General features: G+C 62.1%; 17 protein-coding genes. 7 read left to right on the forward strand and 10 right to left on the reverse strand.

Features of this window, described 5'->3' with window-relative positions:
- Positions 1–137: 137 nt before the first annotated feature.
- From lysW to LJF34_RS14005, 3 genes are all read right to left on the reverse strand, one after another.
- The gene (gene lysW, locus LJF34_RS13995) at positions 138–302 is read right to left on the reverse strand and encodes a lysine biosynthesis protein LysW (RefSeq protein WP_231185630.1); all 165 of its coding nucleotides are present in this window, start codon (positions 300–302) and stop codon (positions 138–140) included.
- 151 nt (positions 303–453) lie between these two features.
- Positions 454–1,938: an argininosuccinate lyase gene (gene argH / locus LJF34_RS14000; protein WP_231185631.1), complete on the reverse strand. Its 1,485-nt coding sequence runs from the start codon at positions 1,936–1,938 to the stop codon at positions 454–456.
- Positions 1,931–3,100, reverse strand: coding sequence for an argininosuccinate synthase (locus LJF34_RS14005; RefSeq protein WP_231185632.1), 1,170 nt, complete (start codon positions 3,098–3,100; stop codon positions 1,931–1,933). The genes argH and LJF34_RS14005 overlap by 8 nt, the downstream gene beginning before the upstream one ends.
- 353 nt (positions 3,101–3,453) lie before the next feature.
- Here LJF34_RS14005 and LJF34_RS14010 point away from each other — a divergent pair, with 353 nt between their 5' ends.
- Together LJF34_RS14010 and LJF34_RS14015 are read left to right on the forward strand one after the other, a co-directional pair.
- On the forward strand, positions 3,454–4,572 hold the full coding sequence (locus LJF34_RS14010) for a hypothetical protein (RefSeq protein WP_231185633.1): 1,119 nt from the start codon (positions 3,454–3,456) through the stop codon (positions 4,570–4,572).
- Between the two features lie 60 nt (positions 4,573–4,632).
- Positions 4,633–5,133, forward strand: a complete 501-nt coding sequence (locus LJF34_RS14015; RefSeq protein ID WP_231185634.1) for a 2'-5' RNA ligase family protein — start codon at positions 4,633–4,635, stop codon at positions 5,131–5,133.
- A gap of 12 nt (positions 5,134–5,145) precedes the next feature.
- Here the strand turns inward: LJF34_RS14015 and LJF34_RS14020 are convergent, their stop codons facing one another.
- The gene (locus LJF34_RS14020; RefSeq protein WP_231186325.1) at positions 5,146–7,329 is read right to left on the reverse strand and encodes an ATP-dependent DNA helicase; all 2,184 of its coding nucleotides are present in this window, start codon (positions 7,327–7,329) and stop codon (positions 5,146–5,148) included.
- Between the two features lie 89 nt (positions 7,330–7,418).
- Positions 7,419–8,387 carry a cation diffusion facilitator family transporter gene (locus LJF34_RS14025; RefSeq protein WP_231185635.1) on the reverse strand — a complete coding sequence of 323 codons (969 nt, stop codon included), beginning with the start codon at positions 8,385–8,387 and terminating at the stop codon, positions 7,419–7,421.
- 144 nt (positions 8,388–8,531) lie between these two features.
- On the opposite strand from LJF34_RS14025, the gene LJF34_RS14030 reads away from it, so the two are divergent.
- Complete coding sequence (locus LJF34_RS14030) at positions 8,532–9,050, forward strand: metallophosphoesterase (protein WP_231186326.1); 519 nt, start codon at positions 8,532–8,534, stop codon at positions 9,048–9,050.
- A 95-nt stretch (positions 9,051–9,145) separates the two neighbouring features.
- Here the strand turns inward: LJF34_RS14030 and LJF34_RS14035 are convergent, their stop codons facing one another.
- A complete protein-coding gene (locus LJF34_RS14035) occupies positions 9,146–9,790 on the reverse strand; it encodes a winged helix-turn-helix domain-containing protein (protein ID WP_231185636.1) in 645 nt (214 codons plus the stop codon).
- An 84-nt stretch (positions 9,791–9,874) separates the two neighbouring features.
- On the opposite strand from LJF34_RS14035, the gene LJF34_RS14040 reads away from it, so the two are divergent.
- Entirely contained in the window at positions 9,875–10,027 is a 153-nt protein-coding gene (locus tag LJF34_RS14040; RefSeq protein WP_231185637.1) for a hypothetical protein, read from the forward strand.
- A 243-nt stretch (positions 10,028–10,270) separates the two neighbouring features.
- Here LJF34_RS14040 and LJF34_RS14045 read toward each other — a convergent pair whose 3' ends face one another.
- Positions 10,271–11,287: a low specificity L-threonine aldolase gene (locus LJF34_RS14045; RefSeq protein ID WP_231185638.1), complete on the reverse strand. Its 1,017-nt coding sequence runs from the start codon at positions 11,285–11,287 to the stop codon at positions 10,271–10,273.
- Positions 11,288–11,392: 105 nt separating this feature from the next.
- Here LJF34_RS14045 and LJF34_RS14050 point away from each other — a divergent pair, with 105 nt between their 5' ends.
- Both LJF34_RS14050 and LJF34_RS14055 read left to right on the forward strand, forming a co-directional pair.
- A complete protein-coding gene (locus tag LJF34_RS14050; protein WP_231185640.1) occupies positions 11,393–12,487 on the forward strand; it encodes an aminopeptidase in 1,095 nt (364 codons plus the stop codon).
- 417 nt (positions 12,488–12,904) lie between these two features.
- On the forward strand, positions 12,905–13,054 hold the full coding sequence (locus tag LJF34_RS14055; protein ID WP_231185642.1) for a hypothetical protein: 150 nt from the start codon (positions 12,905–12,907) through the stop codon (positions 13,052–13,054).
- 134 nt (positions 13,055–13,188) lie between these two features.
- On the opposite strand, the gene LJF34_RS14060 is transcribed toward LJF34_RS14055, so the two are convergent.
- Complete coding sequence (locus LJF34_RS14060) at positions 13,189–13,530, reverse strand: hypothetical protein (protein ID WP_231185645.1); 342 nt, start codon at positions 13,528–13,530, stop codon at positions 13,189–13,191.
- 113 nt (positions 13,531–13,643) lie between these two features.
- Here LJF34_RS14060 and ligA point away from each other — a divergent pair, with 113 nt between their 5' ends.
- Positions 13,644–15,701, forward strand: a complete 2,058-nt coding sequence (gene ligA, locus LJF34_RS14065; RefSeq protein WP_231185647.1) for an NAD-dependent DNA ligase LigA — start codon at positions 13,644–13,646, stop codon at positions 15,699–15,701.
- On the opposite strand, the gene LJF34_RS14070 is transcribed toward ligA, so the two are convergent.
- Positions 15,698–16,585: an ABC transporter permease gene (locus tag LJF34_RS14070; protein WP_231185649.1), complete on the reverse strand. Its 888-nt coding sequence runs from the start codon at positions 16,583–16,585 to the stop codon at positions 15,698–15,700. The genes ligA and LJF34_RS14070 overlap by 4 nt on opposite strands.
- Positions 16,582–17,496: an ABC transporter ATP-binding protein gene (locus LJF34_RS14075; protein ID WP_231185651.1), complete on the reverse strand. Its 915-nt coding sequence runs from the start codon at positions 17,494–17,496 to the stop codon at positions 16,582–16,584. Before LJF34_RS14075 ends, LJF34_RS14070 begins: the two co-directional genes overlap by 4 nt.
- Positions 17,497–17,530: the final 34 nt, after the last annotated feature.

Raw genomic sequence — 17,530 nt, forward strand, 5'->3', positions numbered from 1 at the left:
GGGTTTGCGTTGTTCATAATCGACACCCCGTGTGGCGATTATGAGCCAGCAAGCTCTGTGAGGTTGCGTTGTTCACGCTCGCACCCACAAGGGTGCGAGCGTGAGCCAGCGAACTCCGCGAGTTTGCGCTGTGCAATTTACTCCCCCCAGTCCTCTTCGAGCTCCGGTGCTCGGTCGAGGACTGGCGGGTTCACGTCGATGACTTCCAGTTCGACACCGCAGGTACCGCAGTCGATGATTTCGCCCGCTTCCAAATCGTCGTGCAAAGCCACGTCGGCTCCGCACTCAACGCATTCTACCATTGTACTATCCCGTATCGCCTTACAGGACTTAAATCCATCGTTATTAATTATGAAGAAAAGTCGCAGACTGGCGTCTAACGGCGTGAGAAAGGCATACGTCGCGGTTCTGTATTAGTAATCAAGTAATTCCCCACGCGGGGGTCGCGGTAGTTTAGGCATACTCGTTTACCTCCGTCTGGAGCGTCTTTCCGGCCGTTTCGAGCGATTCTTCCAGTTCAGCGACCGCGGCCTCGTCGGCGACGAGCGTCGCCTCGGCGTCGGCCAACGCGGACGCCAGCGAGTCGCTCGCCGGGCCGCCGACCGAATCGCGCATGGCGACGCTCGTTTCCGCGTCGAGCGCCGATTCGACCTCTTCCGGCGCGACGAACTCCGATAGCGGCGCACCGAGCACGTCTTCCGCTGCCGAATCGAGGGCGTCGTAGTCCGCCTCGCCCGCCGTCGCAACGACTTCGTGGGCCGTGCGGAACGGCACGCCGCACATCGCCAGCAGGTCGGCAACGCCCGTCGCGGTGGAGAACCCTTCTTCGGCCGCGTCCGCGAGCACGTCCTCGTTCCACATCGCGGTCGCCACCGCGCCCGCCGCGACTTCCGTCGCATCGGTCACGGCGTCGATTGCGCCCCACGCGTGCGGGGTCGCGCGTTGCAGGTCGCGGTTGTACGCGCGCGGAAGCCCCTTCAGCGTCGTGAGCAGTCCCGACAACCCGGAGTGAGCGTCGCCCGCGACTGCACGAGCGAGTTCAAGCGTGTCGGGGTTCTTCTTCTGGGGCATGATGGACGACGTGGACGCGTAGTCGTCCGAGAGTTCCACGAAGCCGCGGTTCGAGTAGATCACGAGGTCCTCGGACACGCCGGAAACCGTCGTGGCGAGGTTCGCCGCCGCCGCGACCGTCTCGACGAGGAAGTCGCGGGTCGAAACCGCGTCCATCGAGTTTTCGAGGAGTGCGTCGAATCCGAGGAGGTCCGCGACGCGCTCGCGGTTCACGTCGAACGGGGTCCCCGCGAACGCCGCCGCGCCGAGCGGGCACTGGTTGATCCTCGCGTAGGCGTCGAGCAGGCGGGCCGTATCGCGAGCGACGGCCTGCTCGTAGGAGGCGAGGAAGTGTCCGACGGTCGTCGGTTGTGCGGGTTGGAGGTGCGTGTACCCCGGCATCACCGTTTCCGCGTTCGATTCGGCGACTTCGAGGAGCGCCGAGCGGAGCGCGAGCGTCGTTTCGAGGAGCGAGAGAACGTCCTCGCGGAGGCGATAGCGGATGCAGGTCGCCACCTCGTCGTTGCGACTGCGGGCAGTGTGCATCTTCCCGCCCTCGTGGCCGACCTGCCCGACGACGGCCGTTTCGATGGCCGCGTGGACGTCCTCGCCTTCGGGCAGCGAGGCGTGGCTATCGACCTCGACGACGTTCAGCGCTGTGAGGAGTTCGCCCGCGACCTCGTCCTCGATGATACCCTGTTCGGCCAGCATCACGACGTGTGCGCGGTCGACTTCGAGGTCCGCCTCGAAGATGCGCTGGTCCGCTGCGAGCGACGACAGGAACCCGCGGGCGGGACCGCCGCTGAAGCGGTCGCCGCGAACGACATCGCCGTCGCCGCTCCCGCCGTCGATTTCGCTTCCGTTCCCCGTGCCGTCGCCCTCACTCATCGTTCGCGATGCGTGCCTGATAGCCGTGATATTTCGCAACGCCCGTCGCGTCGTCCTGCTTGATTTTGCCGACCGTCTCGGTGTTGAACGAGGCGGCGTCCTCGGAGTAGACGGCGTGTTCGCTTTCGCGGGCGACCGCACGGGCCTGTCCGCCTTCGAACTTGATGGTGACCGTGCCGGTCACTTTCTCCTGCGTGGTGTCGATGAAGCCGTCGAGGGCGTCCACGAGCGGCGCGGAGAGGAGGCCCTCGTAGGCCTTCTCTGCCCACTGCTGGTCGATTCCCGTCTTGAACGAGCGCTCTTCCTTCGTCAGCACCAAGCCTTCGAGCGCCTCGTGGGCGTTCAGGAGCGTCGTCGCGGCGGGGTGTTCGTAGTTCTCGCGCACCTTCAGGCCGAGCATGCGGTCTTCCATCAGATCGGTACGGCCGACGCCGTGTTTCCCGGCGAGTTCGTTCAGGTACTCGATGAGCGACACCGCGTCCATCGATTCGCCGTCCACGGCGACCGGCTTTCCGTCCTCGAACTCGATTTCGACGAGTTCGGTTTCGGCGCTCGGCTGTTCCGTCCACTCGTAGATGTCCTCGGGCGGGACGTAGCCGGGATCTTCGAGATTGCCGCCTTCGACGGAGCGACTCCAGAGGTTCGTGTCGATGCTCCAGACGCCCTCGTTGCCGCCCTCGACAGGCAGGTCGTGTTCGTCGGCGTAGCCCATCTCCCATTCGCGCGTCAGCCCCATCTCGCGCACGGGGGCGATGACCTCCAAGTCGGAGGCGCGCCAGACCGCCTCGAAACGCAACTGGTCGTTTCCTTTCCCGGTACAGCCGTGAGCGATCGCCTCACAGTCGTTTTCCTTCGCCACGTCGAGAATCGCCTCCGCGATGACGGGACGGGCGAGTGCGGTGCCGAGAGGGTAGCTCTGATACGTCGCGTTCGCCTTGACCGCGTCGAGACACTGCTCTGCGAACGCGCCCTTGGCGTCCACGACGTAGTGATCCAAATCCAATGCCTCCGCAGTTTCCTCCGCTTCTGCAAACTCCTCTTCGGGTTGGCCCACGTCGACAGTGACGCCGATGACTTCGTCGTAGCCGTACTCCTCTTCGAGGAGTGGGACGCATACTGTCGTGTCGAGTCCGCCCGAGAAGGCGAGTGCAACCGTTTTCATTGTACGAATCGCCAGGGACTACACCTACTTAAATTCTTCTCAAATAGTTGAGAAATAAAGGCGGAAGATAGACTAAAGACGAGTTAATCACACGTGAGTGAGTTTTGAACGAACGACGGGTCGGGGTGGAATAGGTATTATTGGGACTGGAAAAGCCCCGGTCGTCGTCGCACGCAGAAGGAGTTGCGGACGAACTCGTCGCTCACCAGAGGGCTGCCCCCAGTAGCGCGAGTCCGCGACATTATCGAACCCTTCTGTTCCTCTCCTCTTAAAGCCTTTCGGGACGGCAACGATTGCCAGCGGTTCGTCTCCAGCAACCGAAATTTATTATGTTTCAGCACGAATTTGAAGGAATGAGACGGCTGCCCTCCCTCCTGCTGGTGCTCCTCGTGCTCTCGTCCGGTTGTTCGGGGTTCCTCCCGTGGTCCGATTCCGGGTCCACTCGGGACGCGTCGACCACGACTTCGGCCGCTTCGCTCTCGCCACCGCCCGGCGCGAACGGACAGTGGATATTCGACAGCGAGAGGCTGATTTCGGCTCACGAGTCGGCGCTCGAATCGCAGAACTATCGGGTGAGCGTTCGTATCCGACCGAAGCAGGATGTCGGGTCGGCGAGATGGATGAAATCGACCCTCGTCGCGCACGTGGGGGATGGCCGCGTTCGGATACGGGAATCGGGAGATGGGGTAGTAATGAACGACATAGGAAACCCGTATCGAGGGTATGCGTGGAACGATACCGCGGCGTGGTGTCTAAGTGGTACCGAACAGTGCCAATCCCACTCCGACGGGACGACTCCCAGTCGACTCCAACGACGTATCGGAACCATCGCTCCTCGAATGCAGAACATCCTTTCCAGCGCGGACTTCCTCGCAAAGGGAACGACGGTTCGCAACGGAACTCGGCTGTATCGCTACGAGGCCTCGGGATCCACGTCGCTGAAGGACGTCGATGCGCTTTCCGCGACGGTTCTGGTGGACGAACGTGGCATCATCCACGACCTCTCCGGAACGGTTCAAACGACGGGAACACGCTCCGCGACGGTCGAGTTCGACTATCGGTACGAGTTGGTTTCGAATCTGCCCACGTCCCCGAAGTGGATGGGTGACCGCCCCCGACTCACCGTTCACCGGAACGCGACCGAAATCACCGTCGAACACCACGGCGGAGAGCGTATTCCGGCAGGAACGAACGTCACACTCTTTCTCGGAAACGATACGGTCGGCGTGAGTGGTGATGTCACACTCCTGAAGTCGCTTGGAAACGGCGACGTCGCCCACATTACCATCACCGACATCGAAGACACAAATGGTCATTTATCTCACGCCGTCGGAAACGCCACCGTCAACCGTCCGCCGTCGAGCGAACCGGGAATAAACCACACCGAATGGACGTCCAGTATCGACCTTCGAACGGAGAAGTGGTGGGTTACCGTTCGGAATACCACCACATCGAACGAGAGCGCCCCGTGAGTTCGCAAGCCCCGCCGACAAACACCAACCTGATATTCCCTCCACTGTTCGAATCGAACAGTGTTCAGCCTCAACGTACCGGTTCCCGGCGACGTCGCCCGACTCGCGGAGGAGCTACGTCCCTCCCTCTACGGGTTCGACACCGTCCGTGACCAGCAGACGCTCGTCGTCAAACGCTTCGGAAACGACGAGAACTACGACCGACTGGAGATGCGGGTTCGGACCGCGCTCGTCGGCACGCCCGCGTTCGAGGCGCGAATCTCGGGTATCGATTACTTCGAAACGCCGACCCGCGGCGACGGTCCCGTGGTCTACCTCGCCATCGATAGTCCCGGCCTGCAACGTCTCCACCGCGAACTGACCGCGGAGTTCGGGGCCATCGAGGGGTTGGAAGGCGAGGAGTATGTCCCACACGTCACGCTGGCGCGTGGTGGAAATATCGAAACGGCGCGGCAACTCGCAGAACGGGACCTCGATCCTGTTTCGTGGACCGTCACGGAACTCCACCTGTGGGACGCGAAGTACGACGAAACCGCCGCGAGGCTCTCGCTCCCGGCCTGATTTTCCACTCAGTTACGGCTGTGGCGGTTCGCCGTCCCACGCGTCGTGATCCGTGAAGAAATTCAGCATGGCGAACTTGAGTTTCCCGGGCGCGATGTCGATCGTCTCCTCGCGTTCCTCGGGCGGGAACGTCTCTCGAACGCTGTACTTTCCCATCTCCCGGACGCTTTTTTCGGTGTAGCGTTTGTCGAGGAGGATGCGGACGCCGAAGTCCTCCGGCGAGCGAATCACCCGGCCGAGCGCCTGCCGGGTCTTCCGAATCGTCGGAATCTCCACGGCGTAGTCCCACCCCGAGTTCCGTCCGGATCGGTCCGAGAACACCGTATCGTAGGCGTCCTGCACCGCGTCCATCCGGTCGTCCAAATGCGGATACGGGACGCCGACAACGACGACGGTTCGAGCGTCGTCGCCGTCGAAACTGACACCCTCAGCAAGCGTCCCCCACAGCGAGGTGAGGATGACGCCGCTGTCGTCCGACGTGAACCGTTGGCGGAGTTCCTCCACCGGAGTCCCGGCCTCGTCGAAGTACACGTTCGCATCGATTCGACTTCCCACGAGGTCGCGGTAGCGTTCCGCCTCGGCGTAACTCGGGAAGAAGACAAGCGTGTTTCCCGCGGTGAATCGGACCGCGTCGGCCAACGCGTCGGCGATTATTTCCTGTGTCTCCGGGTTGCTTCGCTCGCTGGCGAACAACGCCGGGGTTTCTGCCGCGAAGGTTCGACGGTTCTCCTCCGGGAATTGGAGTCCGTAGGCCAAGGTGATGGGCTCCGAGAGCCCCAACACGTCCGACAGCACGTCGAAGGGACGAAGCGTCGCGCTCATCAGCACCGTCGCGTACACCTCGTCGAACAGGGCCTGTGTCACCTCGCGCGGGATGCAGGTGTACAGTTCCGCCCGCCCGTACACTTGGTCCGTTCCCTCGTCGCGTCGAACCGCGGCGACCGGATACTGGCCGAGTTCGGCCCCTTCGTCCATGTAGGATTTGACGAACGCCGCGGCCTGCAACGTCTGGCACTCCTTCCGCGTCGTCGCGTCGCCCTCCTTGTACGCGTCCTCGTACTGCTGGTCGAGTTCCTTGGCGAGCGAGAGCGCGTCGTCCAACTCGGCGTCGATTCCCGTTCCGGAGTACTCCTGCAGGAAGTTCAGCGTCAGGTCGTCTCGTTTGTTCTCGTTGGCGACGGCCACATCCTGCCAGTTCTCGCCGACCGCTTCGCGCTCGCCGAACCCGAAGGAGTCCTCGTAGGTGGCTTTCAGCGCGCGCTGAAACGCGGCGAGGACGTTGAAGCCCGCCTCGCTCCGGAAGTCATCGCTCTCTTGGAGTTCGTCGAGCGCGCTGTCGATCGTGTTCTCGGTCAACGTGCGCGAGGCGTGGTCCCGAGCGGTCCCCTCGATGTTGTGCGCCTCGTCGAAGATGGTGATGACGTCCTCCGGGTCGCGGCCCAACCACCGGAAGAACTGTTCGCGTATCATCGGGTCGAGGAGGTGATGGTAGTTGCAGACGACCAAATCGACGCCCTCCATCCCGTCTTTCAGGAGTTCGTAGCCGCACATCCCCTGTTGCTCGGCGTACTCGTAGATGTCGTCGGGCGTTCGAACCCCGTCGTAGAGCCACTGATAGAACTCCTCGGTATTTTGGGTGAGGTTGTTGTAGTAGTGTTCACAGACGTTCTTCTCCTTCAGATTCTCGACCTCGTCCTGAATCTGCTCGAGTTCGTCCATCACCGCGCTTCTGGCCTCGGCGGCGGTCGAGTCACCTTCCTGCATGTCCGAAAGCAGTTCGCTCTGGCGCTGTTCGAGTTCCTGCTTGTCGCGTTCCTTGTCGACGACTTCGTAGGTGTTGTCCCGGAGCACCTGACACTCCTGATAATCCACGTCGATGTGGCACATCGACCCCTTCCCCCGAAAGACGACCGCACGAAGCGGTTCCTTGCGCGTTATCTCGCGCGCTTCCGTGACGAACTGGCGCATCTGCTGGTGGACGTTGGTCGTGATGACGACGGTTTTGTCCTCCTCGCGCGCGAACTCCAGTGCGGGAACGAGCGACGAGAGCGTCTTTCCCGTTCCGCACGCGCCCTCGAAGAGTACGTCCTGTCCGCGTGAAAGTCCGTTGTAGATGCGGTCCATCGCCTCCTGCTGATTGTCGTAGGGGGCGTCGTACGGGAAGAACCGCATGTACTCGTTCGTCGTGGACACGATACGGGATATTCGCGGCTTGGTTCAAAAACCCTTGCCTACGTGAGAGAAACGCGTGTTTTCCACCCGAAGCAAACCGTTTTCGAGTGGACTTAGACCACCGATTCCGATGGCGTCTTCAGCACTTCCGGTTCGATGTACACCTTCTTCACGCTCTCGTTGGTTTCGAACAGTTCGTTTTCGATGTCGGTGATGTGTTCGTCGATTTCGCCGGTGTCGAGCGTCGGGTCGAAGGCCACGTCGGCAGTGACGATGATTCGGTCCGGGCCGAAGTAGACGGTTCGGAAGTCGATGATTTCGGTGACGCCGTCCCATCCCTCCAACTGGGAGCGCAGTCGGTCCTCGTCCTCTTTCGGGAGACTTTCGCCGAGCAGGAGGCGCTTGTTCTCCCACGCCAGCGCGATGGCGAAGGACATCAACAGAATCCCGATGAGGAGCGCCGCGCTGGCGTCGTAAATCGGATTCTCGGTGACCTGCGACAGCCAAATCCCGACCAAGGCGATACCGGCCCCGCTGAGGGCGATGGTATCCTCCGTGAGCGCCGTCAGCGTCGAGACGTTGCTCGTCTTGTGGAACGCCTCACGAAACCCGCTCCACTCCCGGCGTTCTATCTCCAGTTTCATCGAGCGATACGCCTGCAGAAAGGCGTAGGATTCGAAGATGATTGCCCCGATGAGGACTGCGTAGTTCACGTAGACCGGTGGGAACGACTGACCGAACAAGTGGACCGTTTCACCTGTGACCGTCTCGTGGTGAACCAGCGCTTCGTAGCCGTGTTTCGCGCTCTCCCACCCCGCAATGCCGAAGAGCAGGACGCTCACCAGAAAACTGTAGAAGAACTGCGCCTTGCCGTAGCCGAAGGGATGGGCACGGGTCGGTTTCCGGTCGCCGAACCGGATACCGAAGAGGAGAAACACCTGATTTCCGGTGTCTGAGATGGAGTGAAAGGTCTCCGAGAGCATGGCAGGACTCCGGGTGAGAACGAAACCGACGAACTTCATCACGGCAATCGCAGCGTTCGCCACGAGAGCGGCGATCACGACGGACTTGCTTTCGGCCATTATCCCACTAGCGGCGTGGAGGTGTCAAAGTCCTTACGACGGAGCGACGGGATGGGGGGGCAGCAGTTCAGTGATGTAGCGCTGAGCCAGCGGACGGCGGGGTTCGACGCAAGAGGGAAAGCGAACGGCTTCCAACGTCGTCCCGTGATAACGATAGTTTCGGATACGCACAGCGCGACGGGCCACGAGTTGACGGGGCGAACGCTCAACGCCGTTCGGAACGCGGACCTCGTCGTCCACGCGGGCGACTTCACGACGGCGGCGGCGCTCGACGCGTTCGAAGCTGAAAGCTCGCGGTTGGTAGCAGTCCGGGGCAACAACGCGAGCGAAGCAGTCGAGGACCGCCTTCCGGCGGACCGAACGTTCGAGGAGAACGGGGTTCGGTTCGCGCTCACGCATCGGCGACGGGGCGGAGGCACGGGACTCGAACTGTTCGGGAGGGAGCGGGGAGCGGATGTGGTGGTGTCCGGGCACACGCACCGATACCTCGCCGAGAAAGCCGGTGAGGTGTTGTTGTTGAACCCGGGGAGCCACGCACAACCACGAGGGCATCGGCCCACGCACATCGAACTCGAACCGACCGCGGAGGGCTTTGCTGGGAGGGTGTACGATCGGAATGGGGAAATCGTGGAGGAGTTCCCCGTTGAAGGGCTGGAAAGTTGATGGCGTATCGGGGGAGGGCCGAAGCAGGGCGGCTCCGTTTCATCCGATGCGGGGAGACATAATGTACTCACCGTAAGCTCAAAAAAGCGTTTTAGTTATCGATTTCGCACGAAATACACCCACGCAGAACCGAGCGCGAGGACGACCAGACCGCCAGCAAAGAACAGCACGCCCGGCGGAATCGTCGCCAGCACGTTGCCCGTGGCGTCCGCCGCGGTGGCCGTCGATTCGGACGACGTTGAGAAGGTCCCCATCCCTCCACCGGACGATTCGGCGGCCCTCTCGCCGATTCGCAACAGGCCTTCGGAGACGGCGAACTGAACCGCGGCGCTGATGAGTCCGAGGAGGACGGCGACGCCGAGGACGCGCGAGAGGACGTCTTTCAGTCCGGTCGTCTCTTCTTCCTTGCCGGCGAAGAGGATGAGCGGGCCGTCGGACGGGGCGTACACCGTCATCTCGCGGCCCTTCTCGGAGTAGATGGTATCGAGAGGGGAGATGAGGTCCGCATCTTCGAGCTTTTTCAGGTGATACTGAGCGTTCTGAAGCGACGTATCGGCACGGTCGCTCAGCTCGGACGCCGTCGCGGGTTCGTCGTGCAGTTCGGAGAGGAGGCTTCGCGCCGTGTCGGACGAGAGCGCGCTGAGTAAATCGTCGGCGTCATCACTGTCCACCCCGAGCACTCGGGGAGTTCCACCCGAAGGAGGTTCCACGTCGGAACTGGAGGGCAAGAGGTCGGCCATATTTGTGCATATGAATCCGCTCGTCAATCAACTTTGTCACTAGGACGGCGAAACGAATTTGGTTCGTGGACTGATAGACGTTGTATGGAACCACTCGGAATCATCGGGAACACGCTGAACGACCCGCTGTTCGTCGCGCTTCTCGTCATTTTGCTCGGATTCGTCTTCTTCGTCTACCTCTTCATTCGCCGGACGCTCACGGGGTTTCAGGAAGGGATGCAAAAGGGTCAACGATAGACATTTGTCTGACAGTTTTCATCGGTTCGCCTATCGGCTGGTCGAAACGAATTCGTCGTAAACTGTCCCACCGATACCCACGACGAGTCCGATCCACATCATCGCCACCGCCCATTCGGCGGAAAGAACGGCGTGGCCGAGAAGTGCGATTCCGCCGAACAGAGTCAACGAGATTCCGAGCAAGGGATAATCGGTCGTTTGCCTACACCGACGTCATATTCCGACGGTAAACGTTTTTGGAGGTTAGAGCGCGTCTCGAACCCGTTCCGCCGCCGTCTCAACATCCTCGCGGTTCACGTTCCAGTGGGTACAGAACCGGACGACGTACGTACCGAACTCCGACCCGAGAACGTCGCGTTCTTCGCATGCGTCGAGGAGTTCCGCGGCGGTGAGTCCCGCGTCCTCGGTGTCCACGAGGACGATGTTGGTTTCCGGGGATTGGACCGTGAGGCCGTCCACGTCGGCGAGATGCTCCGCGAGAACGCGGGCGTTCTCGTGGTCCTCTTCGAGCCGAGAAACGTTTTCGAGTGCGAGCAGACCCGGCGCGCCCACCACGCCCGCCTGTCGCATCCCGCCGCCGAGCAGTTTGCGCACCCGCCGGGCACGAGCGATGAACTCCTCGTCCCCGGCGAGCATCGACCCGACGGGCGCTCCCAACCCCTTCGAGAGACAGAACATCACGGAATCGACGTTCTCGACGATTCGGGACGGCGGCACGTCTAGCGCCACCGCTGCGTTGCACACGCGGGCACCGTCGAGGTGGATCGGAACGTCGAGTTCGTGAGCCGCCTCCGCCGCGGAATCGATTTTCTCGGGGGCGATTGCGACCCCGCCCTTGCTGTTGTGCGTGTTTTCGAGGGTCAGCAGGCCGGTTCCGGGTCGGTGGGCGTCCTCCTCGACGTAGCCGTCGCGGACCTGCTCGGGCGTCGGAATCCCGCGCTCGCCACCGTCGAGGGTCCGCACCTGAAGCGCCGAGTGTTGGGCTAATCCGCCGAGTTCCCATTTGTAGATGTGGCTCTCGCGTTCGACCAGTATTTCCTGCCCCCGTTCAGTATGAACGCGTGCCGCGATCTGGTTGCCCATCGTCCCCGTCGGCACGTAGAGGGCCGCCTCCGTTCCCATCAGTTCGGCCGCCGCCGCTTCCAACTCGTTTATCGTCGGGTCCTCGCCGTACACGTCGTCGCCGACGTCGGCCTCGCTGGCCGCGTTTCGCATCTCCTCGTTCGGTTTCGTTACCGTGTCGCTCCGCAAGTCTAGCATGTCCGCTCCTTTCGCACCGCCGGACAAATAGTCGTGGGTAGGAGCAGAGTATCCCCGAAGAAATCACATCGAAAGTGGTACCCAGTATTGGCGAAATTTTCCACCATGGACCAACGAATTCGGGACCACGCCGAGACGATAGTTGACCATTCCCTCGACATCGAAGCGGGCGATACGGTCGTCGTTCGTGCACCCTCGGGAACGGACGACCTCGCCGTCGCACTCTCGGAACTTCTCGGAAAACGCGGCGCGTTCCCGCTCGTCACCGCCGGTCGGCGGGACAGGAAACGGGCGGCGTTCCTGCGCTCCATCGACCCGGACGACCTCGAAACGCCCGAACACGAGCGCGCGCTGTTCGAAGCGGCGGACGCCATCGTCCACATCCGCGCACACGAGAACGCCTCCGACATGAGCGACGTGGACGCCGAAACGCACGCGGCGTACAATCAGGCGTACCAGCCCATACAGCAGGAGATCCTCTCGTCCCGCTGGTGTCTCACGCAGTACCCGTCGCCCGGAAGCGCGCAGCTCGCCGAGATGAGTACGGAGTCCTTCGAGGAGTTCGTCTACAGCGCGATGAACAAGGACTGGGACGAACAACGCGAGTTCCAAGCGCAGATGGTCGAGATTCTCGACCCCGCCGACGAGGTACGCATCGTCTCCGGCGACACGACGGACCTCACCATGTCCGTCGAGGGAATGAAAACCATCAACGACGAAGGGAAGAACAACCTCCCCGGCGGGGAAGTGTTCACCGCGCCGGTCCCCGATTCCGTCGAGGGCGAGGTGCTGTTCGACAAACCGCTGGTCCACCAAGGCAACATCGTGGAGAACGTGTGGCTGAAGTTCGAGGAGGGCGAGGTCGTCGATTTCAGCGCCGAGAAGAACGAGGAGGTCCTCTCCGGGGTCCTCGATACCGACGACGGCGCGCGGCGACTCGGCGAACTCGGTATCGGCATGAACCGCGACATCGACAGATTCACCTACAACATGCTCTTCGACGAGAAGATGGGCGACACCGTTCACCTCGCCGTCGGCATGGCCTACGACATCTGTGTGCCCGACGACCGGGAACCGAACGAGAGCGCGGTCCACGTGGACATCATCGTCGACATGAGCGAGGACTCGTTCATCGAAGTCGACGGCGAAATCGTCCAGCGAAACGGCACGTTCCGGTTCGAAGACGGGTTCGAGGGATAGTTCCGCGAGGGAGCACCGTGACCGAGCGGGGAGTTTCTAGTGTCTCCGTGAGCGACGAAGGAGCGAACGGATGGCTCGTCAGAGCACTGCTCTGACGGTGCAGGTTTTTACGAGGAGTGGTCAGCGAGCATTTATATACTAAGCCGGAACCAACTCCGGCGTGACCTGACAACCGCCGCGCGAGTGGTCGAGGCGGGAGTGTGGCGCTCCCTCGCGCGAAGCCAACTGTGCCATCTGTTCGCATCCGTTTACTGATAGGACACTCACGAGTACGACGGACGAAAAACGTCGTTTCGACTCACCGGGACGGCCGTCGAAACGTCCGCTCGACGCCGTGTCGCGGCGCGCGATAGCTACAACCTATATATCTGTTGTGGCCCTGTGAAGTTAAGTGGATACGGTCGGAACGCAACAAACGTGCCAAAAGTATCCTGTCCGGATTGCCGGCGGAAAATCGGGTTCCACGAACTGGAAACGAGAACCGTCGCCCAGTCCAGCGGATTCTCGACGAACTATCGCTGTCCGTTCTGCCGGAACGCTATCGAGAACGTCGCCGAGTTGCTGTGACTACGCTCCCGAAAACGGACGTTTCAGGTGACTGCGAACCGGTTCGTTCGCACGCAAACATGCCTCGTCAGTTCCGTAGTGTTTGCTTCGCACTGAATTCGCTGGACAGTGATCGGTGATACTCGACGGGCCGCTCAGTCGTCCAAATCCAGATCGTCGAAATGGTCCGCGAGGTCCGAGAGTACGTCTTTTGCATCCGATTTCGTGTCGTCGTCGATGCCGTCCATCTGCTCGACACTGTGGCCGCCGCTGTAGGCGGTTTGGATGGCGTTCTCGTTCAACTGACCGTCCGGACCGACAACGGGGAGGTTCAGGTCCTTGTACCGTTCCGGGTCGTCGAAACCGGACGCGGAGAGTACGAAGTGACTGGCGATGTCGGACAAGTCGTCGGTGTCGAAATCATTCTCTTCCGGAGCGCTCCAGTCGTCCCGGGTCGTTCCACCGAACATCGGTTCGTGAACGCTGTAGTCCGTCATCATCCATCGTTCCAACGAGGAGGCGTGTGAGAACGAGGGTTGCTACTGCAGGCCCGTTTCCCGTACGGTGGAGGCACCGAGGTATTTACCGAGCGACGAACAATGCCTGAACGATGGCAGAGGTGAGTCCGGACGAGAATCCGTACGTCGAGGAACCGGAGACCGATTTCGAACCCGTGGCGGAGATGGACGAAGCCAGAGCGAGCGAGCAGGCAGCGCTGCTTCGAGAGGCGATTCGCCACCACGATTACCGCTACTACGTCGAAAACGACCCGCGAATCGGCGACCGGACGTACGACGAACTCTTCACGCGACTCCAGGCGTTGGAGGACGCCTTCGACATTCAAACGCCGGACAGTCCGACCCAACGAGTCGGGGGTGAGCCGCAGGACGAACTCGACACGGTGGAACACGTCGCGCCGATGCTCTCCATCGAGTCGAGCGGCGAGGCGGAGGACATCCGCGGATTCGACGACCGAGTTCGACGGGAAGTCGGCGACGTCGAGTACGTCTGTGATCCGAAGTTCGACGGGTTATCGCTGGAAGTCGTCTACGAGGAGGGCGAGTACGTTCGGGCCGCGACGCGCGGCGACGGCGAGACTGGGGAAGACGTGACCGAGAACGTTCGTACGATTGCGAGCATCCCACACCACCTCCGTGGTGACTACCCCGACTATCTCGCGGTTCGCGGCGAGGTGTACCTCCCGCTGGACGCGTTCACCGAGTTCAACCGCGAGCGGGTCGAGCGCGGCGAGGACCCGTTCGCCAACCCGCGAAACGCAGCGGCGGGGTCGCTGCGGCAACTCGACCCGTCGGTGACGGCCGAGCGCCCGCTCGACTGTTTCTTCTACGACGTGCTGGGTTCGAGCGGCGAGTTCCCGACTCACTGGTCCGAATACGAGGCGTTACCGGAGTTCGGTCTGAAGGTGAACGACCGCACGGAACACGTGGAGGACATCGACGACTGCATCGAGTATCGCGACGAATTGATGGCCGAGCGCGAGGAGTTGAACTACGAAATCGACGGCGTGGTTATCAAGGTGAACGATCGGGAGAAGTGCGAGGAACTCGGGATGACCGCACGCTCGTACCGCTGGGCGTACGCCTACAAGTTCCCGGCACGCACCGAGCGGACGACGATTATGGACGTGACGGTGCAGGTGGGACGGACGGGGCGGCTCACCCCCGTCGCGCTTCTCGAACCCGTCGACGTCGGCGGTGTGACCGTCTCACGCGCCAGCCTCCACAACCCCGATGAAATCGCGGAGAAGGACATCAACATCGGCGACGAGGTGCAGATAAAGCGCGCCGGGGACGTGATTCCCTACGTCTCCGAAGTCGTCGAAAAGCACAGCGAGGGGCACTACGAACTGCCCGACGAGTGCCCGGTCTGTGGAAGTCCGGTCGAGCGCGACGGCCCCATCGCCTACTGCACGGGAGAATTGGCCTGCGATGCACAACTTCGACAGGCGGTGGCGTATTACGGGAGCGACGACGGCCTCGATATCGAGGGGTTGGGCGAGGAACGGGTGGATCAACTCCTCGACGCGGACCTCGTCGAGTCCTTGCCCGACCTCTACGAACTGGAAGAGGAGGATCTGCTCGAACTGGAGGGATGGGGGGAGAAGAGCGCGGAGAACCTGCTCACTGAAATCGAGGACACGAGACGACCCTCGCTCGGGGATTTCCTCTCGGCGATCGGCATCCCACGCGTCGGGACCGAAACGGCCCACGAGTTGGCACGCCACTTCGAGTCCATGCGAGACCTGATGAACGCGAGCGTCGACGAACTCGAATCCGTCCCGGACATCGGTCCGAAAGTCGCCGCCGGGATTCGGGAGTTCTTCGACTCCGAACGTAACCGGTCGGTCGTCGAGGAACTGTTGGAACACGTCGAACCCGAGCGGGAGGAAACGCCAGGGGGCGACGAACTCGACGGGTTGACGTTCGTGTTCACGGGGTCGCTCTCCGAACCGCGGTCGGACATCTCGGCGCTCGTGGAGCGACACGGCGCGAACGCGACGGGGAGCGTCTCGGGCAACACGGATTACCTCGTCGTCGGGGAAGATCCGGGACAGTCGAAGCCGAACGACGCGGAGGAAAACGACGTCCCGATACTCGACGAATCGGAGTTCCGGTCCCTGCTTTCGGAGAGGGGAATCGACCACTAGAGGTCGGTGCGCTCGAAAACGTAGTATCCGACCGCGACGGGGACGAACAGCCAGAAGAGGAGGTAGACGACCACGAAGGCGTCGCTAAAGTAGATGGGGAGGGGTTTACCGAGTACGTTGGCGACGGCGCTTTGGTAGAGTCGGTTGAACAGCACGACCCGTGCGTTGAACTGACTCGGGAGGAGCAGGGTATCGACCAGCGTTTTGTACGCGGTTATCGGGTTGAGCAGTCTGATGAGGAGGATGGTCTTCACCTGTCCGGCGGTCCCCATACCGGCGGACGATCCGAGGAAACTGGCGAAGCGATCGGCGAGACCGCTCCAGAAGACGAGGAAGGCGAAGTAGAGCGTGACCGCCGTGACCATCGCACGGCGACCGGTCTTCGCGGCCGCGGAGATTCCGACCGAGAGGCCGACGAAGACGAGGCCGAGGAGGATCGTGAGGAGTGCAAAGAGGAGGTAGTTGACGAGTCTGAACTGAAGGCTGGTCAACAGGAGGATGACCGCGGCGACGACGAAGCCGAGGAGGGTGGCGATGCCCACGACACTGCTCCGACCGAGAACTTTCCCGAACACCACGTCCTCGCGGGAGTGCGGAAGCGAGAGCATGAGTTTGAGCGTCCCCGACTCCCGTTCGCCGGTGATGGCGGCGTAGCCGATGACGATGGAGATGAGCGGGATGAGGATGGCCGTTCCCTGTTTCATCAGGTAGAGGTATTGGTCGGTGTTCTGCCCGGCGGCCCCGCTTCCGGATCCGCGCTCGATGAAGAAAGCGAAAATCGGCGGAACGGCGAACACCACGACGAACAGCGCCGTCAGTACCCACAGCCACCGGGACCGAAGCGAATCGCGGAAATCCTTGCGGGCGACGGACCGCCACGTCATCGTACCACCCCGTCCTGCGTGTAGGCCATGAAGAGGTCTTCGAGCGACGCCTCCTCGGTGCCGAAGTCCTCGACGGTCACCCCGGCGGCTTCGAGCGTGGTGATGACCGTGGTCTTGTCCCCCGTTTCACAGTTCACGAACAGCACGTCGCCGTCCCGTTCGACGCCCGTCACGCCGTCGATGTCGCGGATCTGCTGGACCGCCGCCGGAGAAAGCGAGGTGGTCCGGATTCGGAAGGTTCCGTCGCTGCCGACGTTCCGCCGAAGCCCGTCGATGGAATCTTCGGCGACGAGTTCTCCGTCGCGGAGGATTCCCACGCGGTCACAGACGGCCTCGACTTGCCCGAGAAGGTGGCTGGAGAAGAACACGGTCGCCCCCCTGACCCGCTCCTCGCGGATGATCTCCCGCATCGCGAGCGCGCCGTTCGGGTCGAGTCCCGAGGACGGTTCGTCGAGGATGAGCAGGTCCGGGTCGCCGACGAGCGCCATCGCGAGTCCGAGGCGTTGGGCCATTCCCTTCGAGTAGCCCCCCGCCTTTCGGTCGGCGGCGTCGAGGAGCGAAACCCTATCGAGAAGCCCGTCAGGGTCGTCATCCGCGTCCTTGGCTTCGATGGCGAATTCGAGGTGTTGCCTGCCCGTCAGGCGATGATACACCGAAAATCCCTCCGGAAGGACGCCGGTTCTGTCGCGGATGGCGACGCTTTCGGCTCGGGCGTCGCGGCCGAGGACGGTGACGGCCCCGCTCGTCGGCCGAACGAAATCGAGAACGAGGTCGATGGTCGTCGATTTTCCCGCGCCGTTCGGGCCGAGAAAGCCGAACACCTCCCCCTCTTCGACGTCGAGGGAGAGGTCGTTGACGGCGGTGACGTCACCATACCGCTTCGTCACGCCGTCGAGTCGGATGGCGGTCATGGTTTCGGGTTTCGCCAACGCGCTTATAGCACTG

Origin of the sequence: Haladaptatus sp. DYF46, assembly GCF_021083305.1 — an archaeon.
In the GTDB taxonomy this organism is placed as follows: Archaea; Halobacteriota; Halobacteria; order Halobacteriales; family Haladaptataceae; genus Haladaptatus.

What these genes read in the sequence shown, in the direction of transcription:
- LJF34_RS14025 (WP_231185635.1), bottom strand. Translation starts at nt 8,387, where the DNA reads ATGGCCGAAAGCAAGTCCGTCGTGATCGCCGCTCTCGTGGCGAACGCT.
- LJF34_RS14070 (WP_231185649.1), bottom strand. Translation starts at nt 16,585, where the DNA reads ATGACGTGGCGGTCCGTCGCCCGCAAGGATTTCCGCGATTCGCTTCGG.
- LJF34_RS14010 (WP_231185633.1), top strand. Translation starts at nt 3,454, where the DNA reads ATGAGACGGCTGCCCTCCCTCCTGCTGGTGCTCCTCGTGCTCTCGTCC.
- LJF34_RS14040 (WP_231185637.1), top strand. Translation starts at nt 9,875, where the DNA reads ATGGAACCACTCGGAATCATCGGGAACACGCTGAACGACCCGCTGTTC.
- LJF34_RS14005 (WP_231185632.1), bottom strand. Translation starts at nt 3,100, where the DNA reads ATGAAAACGGTTGCACTCGCCTTCTCGGGCGGACTCGACACGACAGTA.
- LJF34_RS14060 (WP_231185645.1), bottom strand. Translation starts at nt 13,530, where the DNA reads ATGACGGACTACAGCGTTCACGAACCGATGTTCGGTGGAACGACCCGG.
- argH (WP_231185631.1), bottom strand. Translation starts at nt 1,938, where the DNA reads ATGAGTGAGGGCGACGGCACGGGGAACGGAAGCGAAATCGACGGCGGG.
- LJF34_RS14075 (WP_231185651.1), bottom strand. Translation starts at nt 17,496, where the DNA reads ATGACCGCCATCCGACTCGACGGCGTGACGAAGCGGTATGGTGACGTC.
- LJF34_RS14035 (WP_231185636.1), bottom strand. Translation starts at nt 9,790, where the DNA reads ATGGCCGACCTCTTGCCCTCCAGTTCCGACGTGGAACCTCCTTCGGGT.
- ligA (WP_231185647.1), top strand. Translation starts at nt 13,644, where the DNA reads ATGGCAGAGGTGAGTCCGGACGAGAATCCGTACGTCGAGGAACCGGAG.
- lysW (WP_231185630.1), bottom strand. Translation starts at nt 302, where the DNA reads ATGGTAGAATGCGTTGAGTGCGGAGCCGACGTGGCTTTGCACGACGAT.
- LJF34_RS14045 (WP_231185638.1), bottom strand. Translation starts at nt 11,287, where the DNA reads ATGCTAGACTTGCGGAGCGACACGGTAACGAAACCGAACGAGGAGATG.
- LJF34_RS14050 (WP_231185640.1), top strand. Translation starts at nt 11,393, where the DNA reads ATGGACCAACGAATTCGGGACCACGCCGAGACGATAGTTGACCATTCC.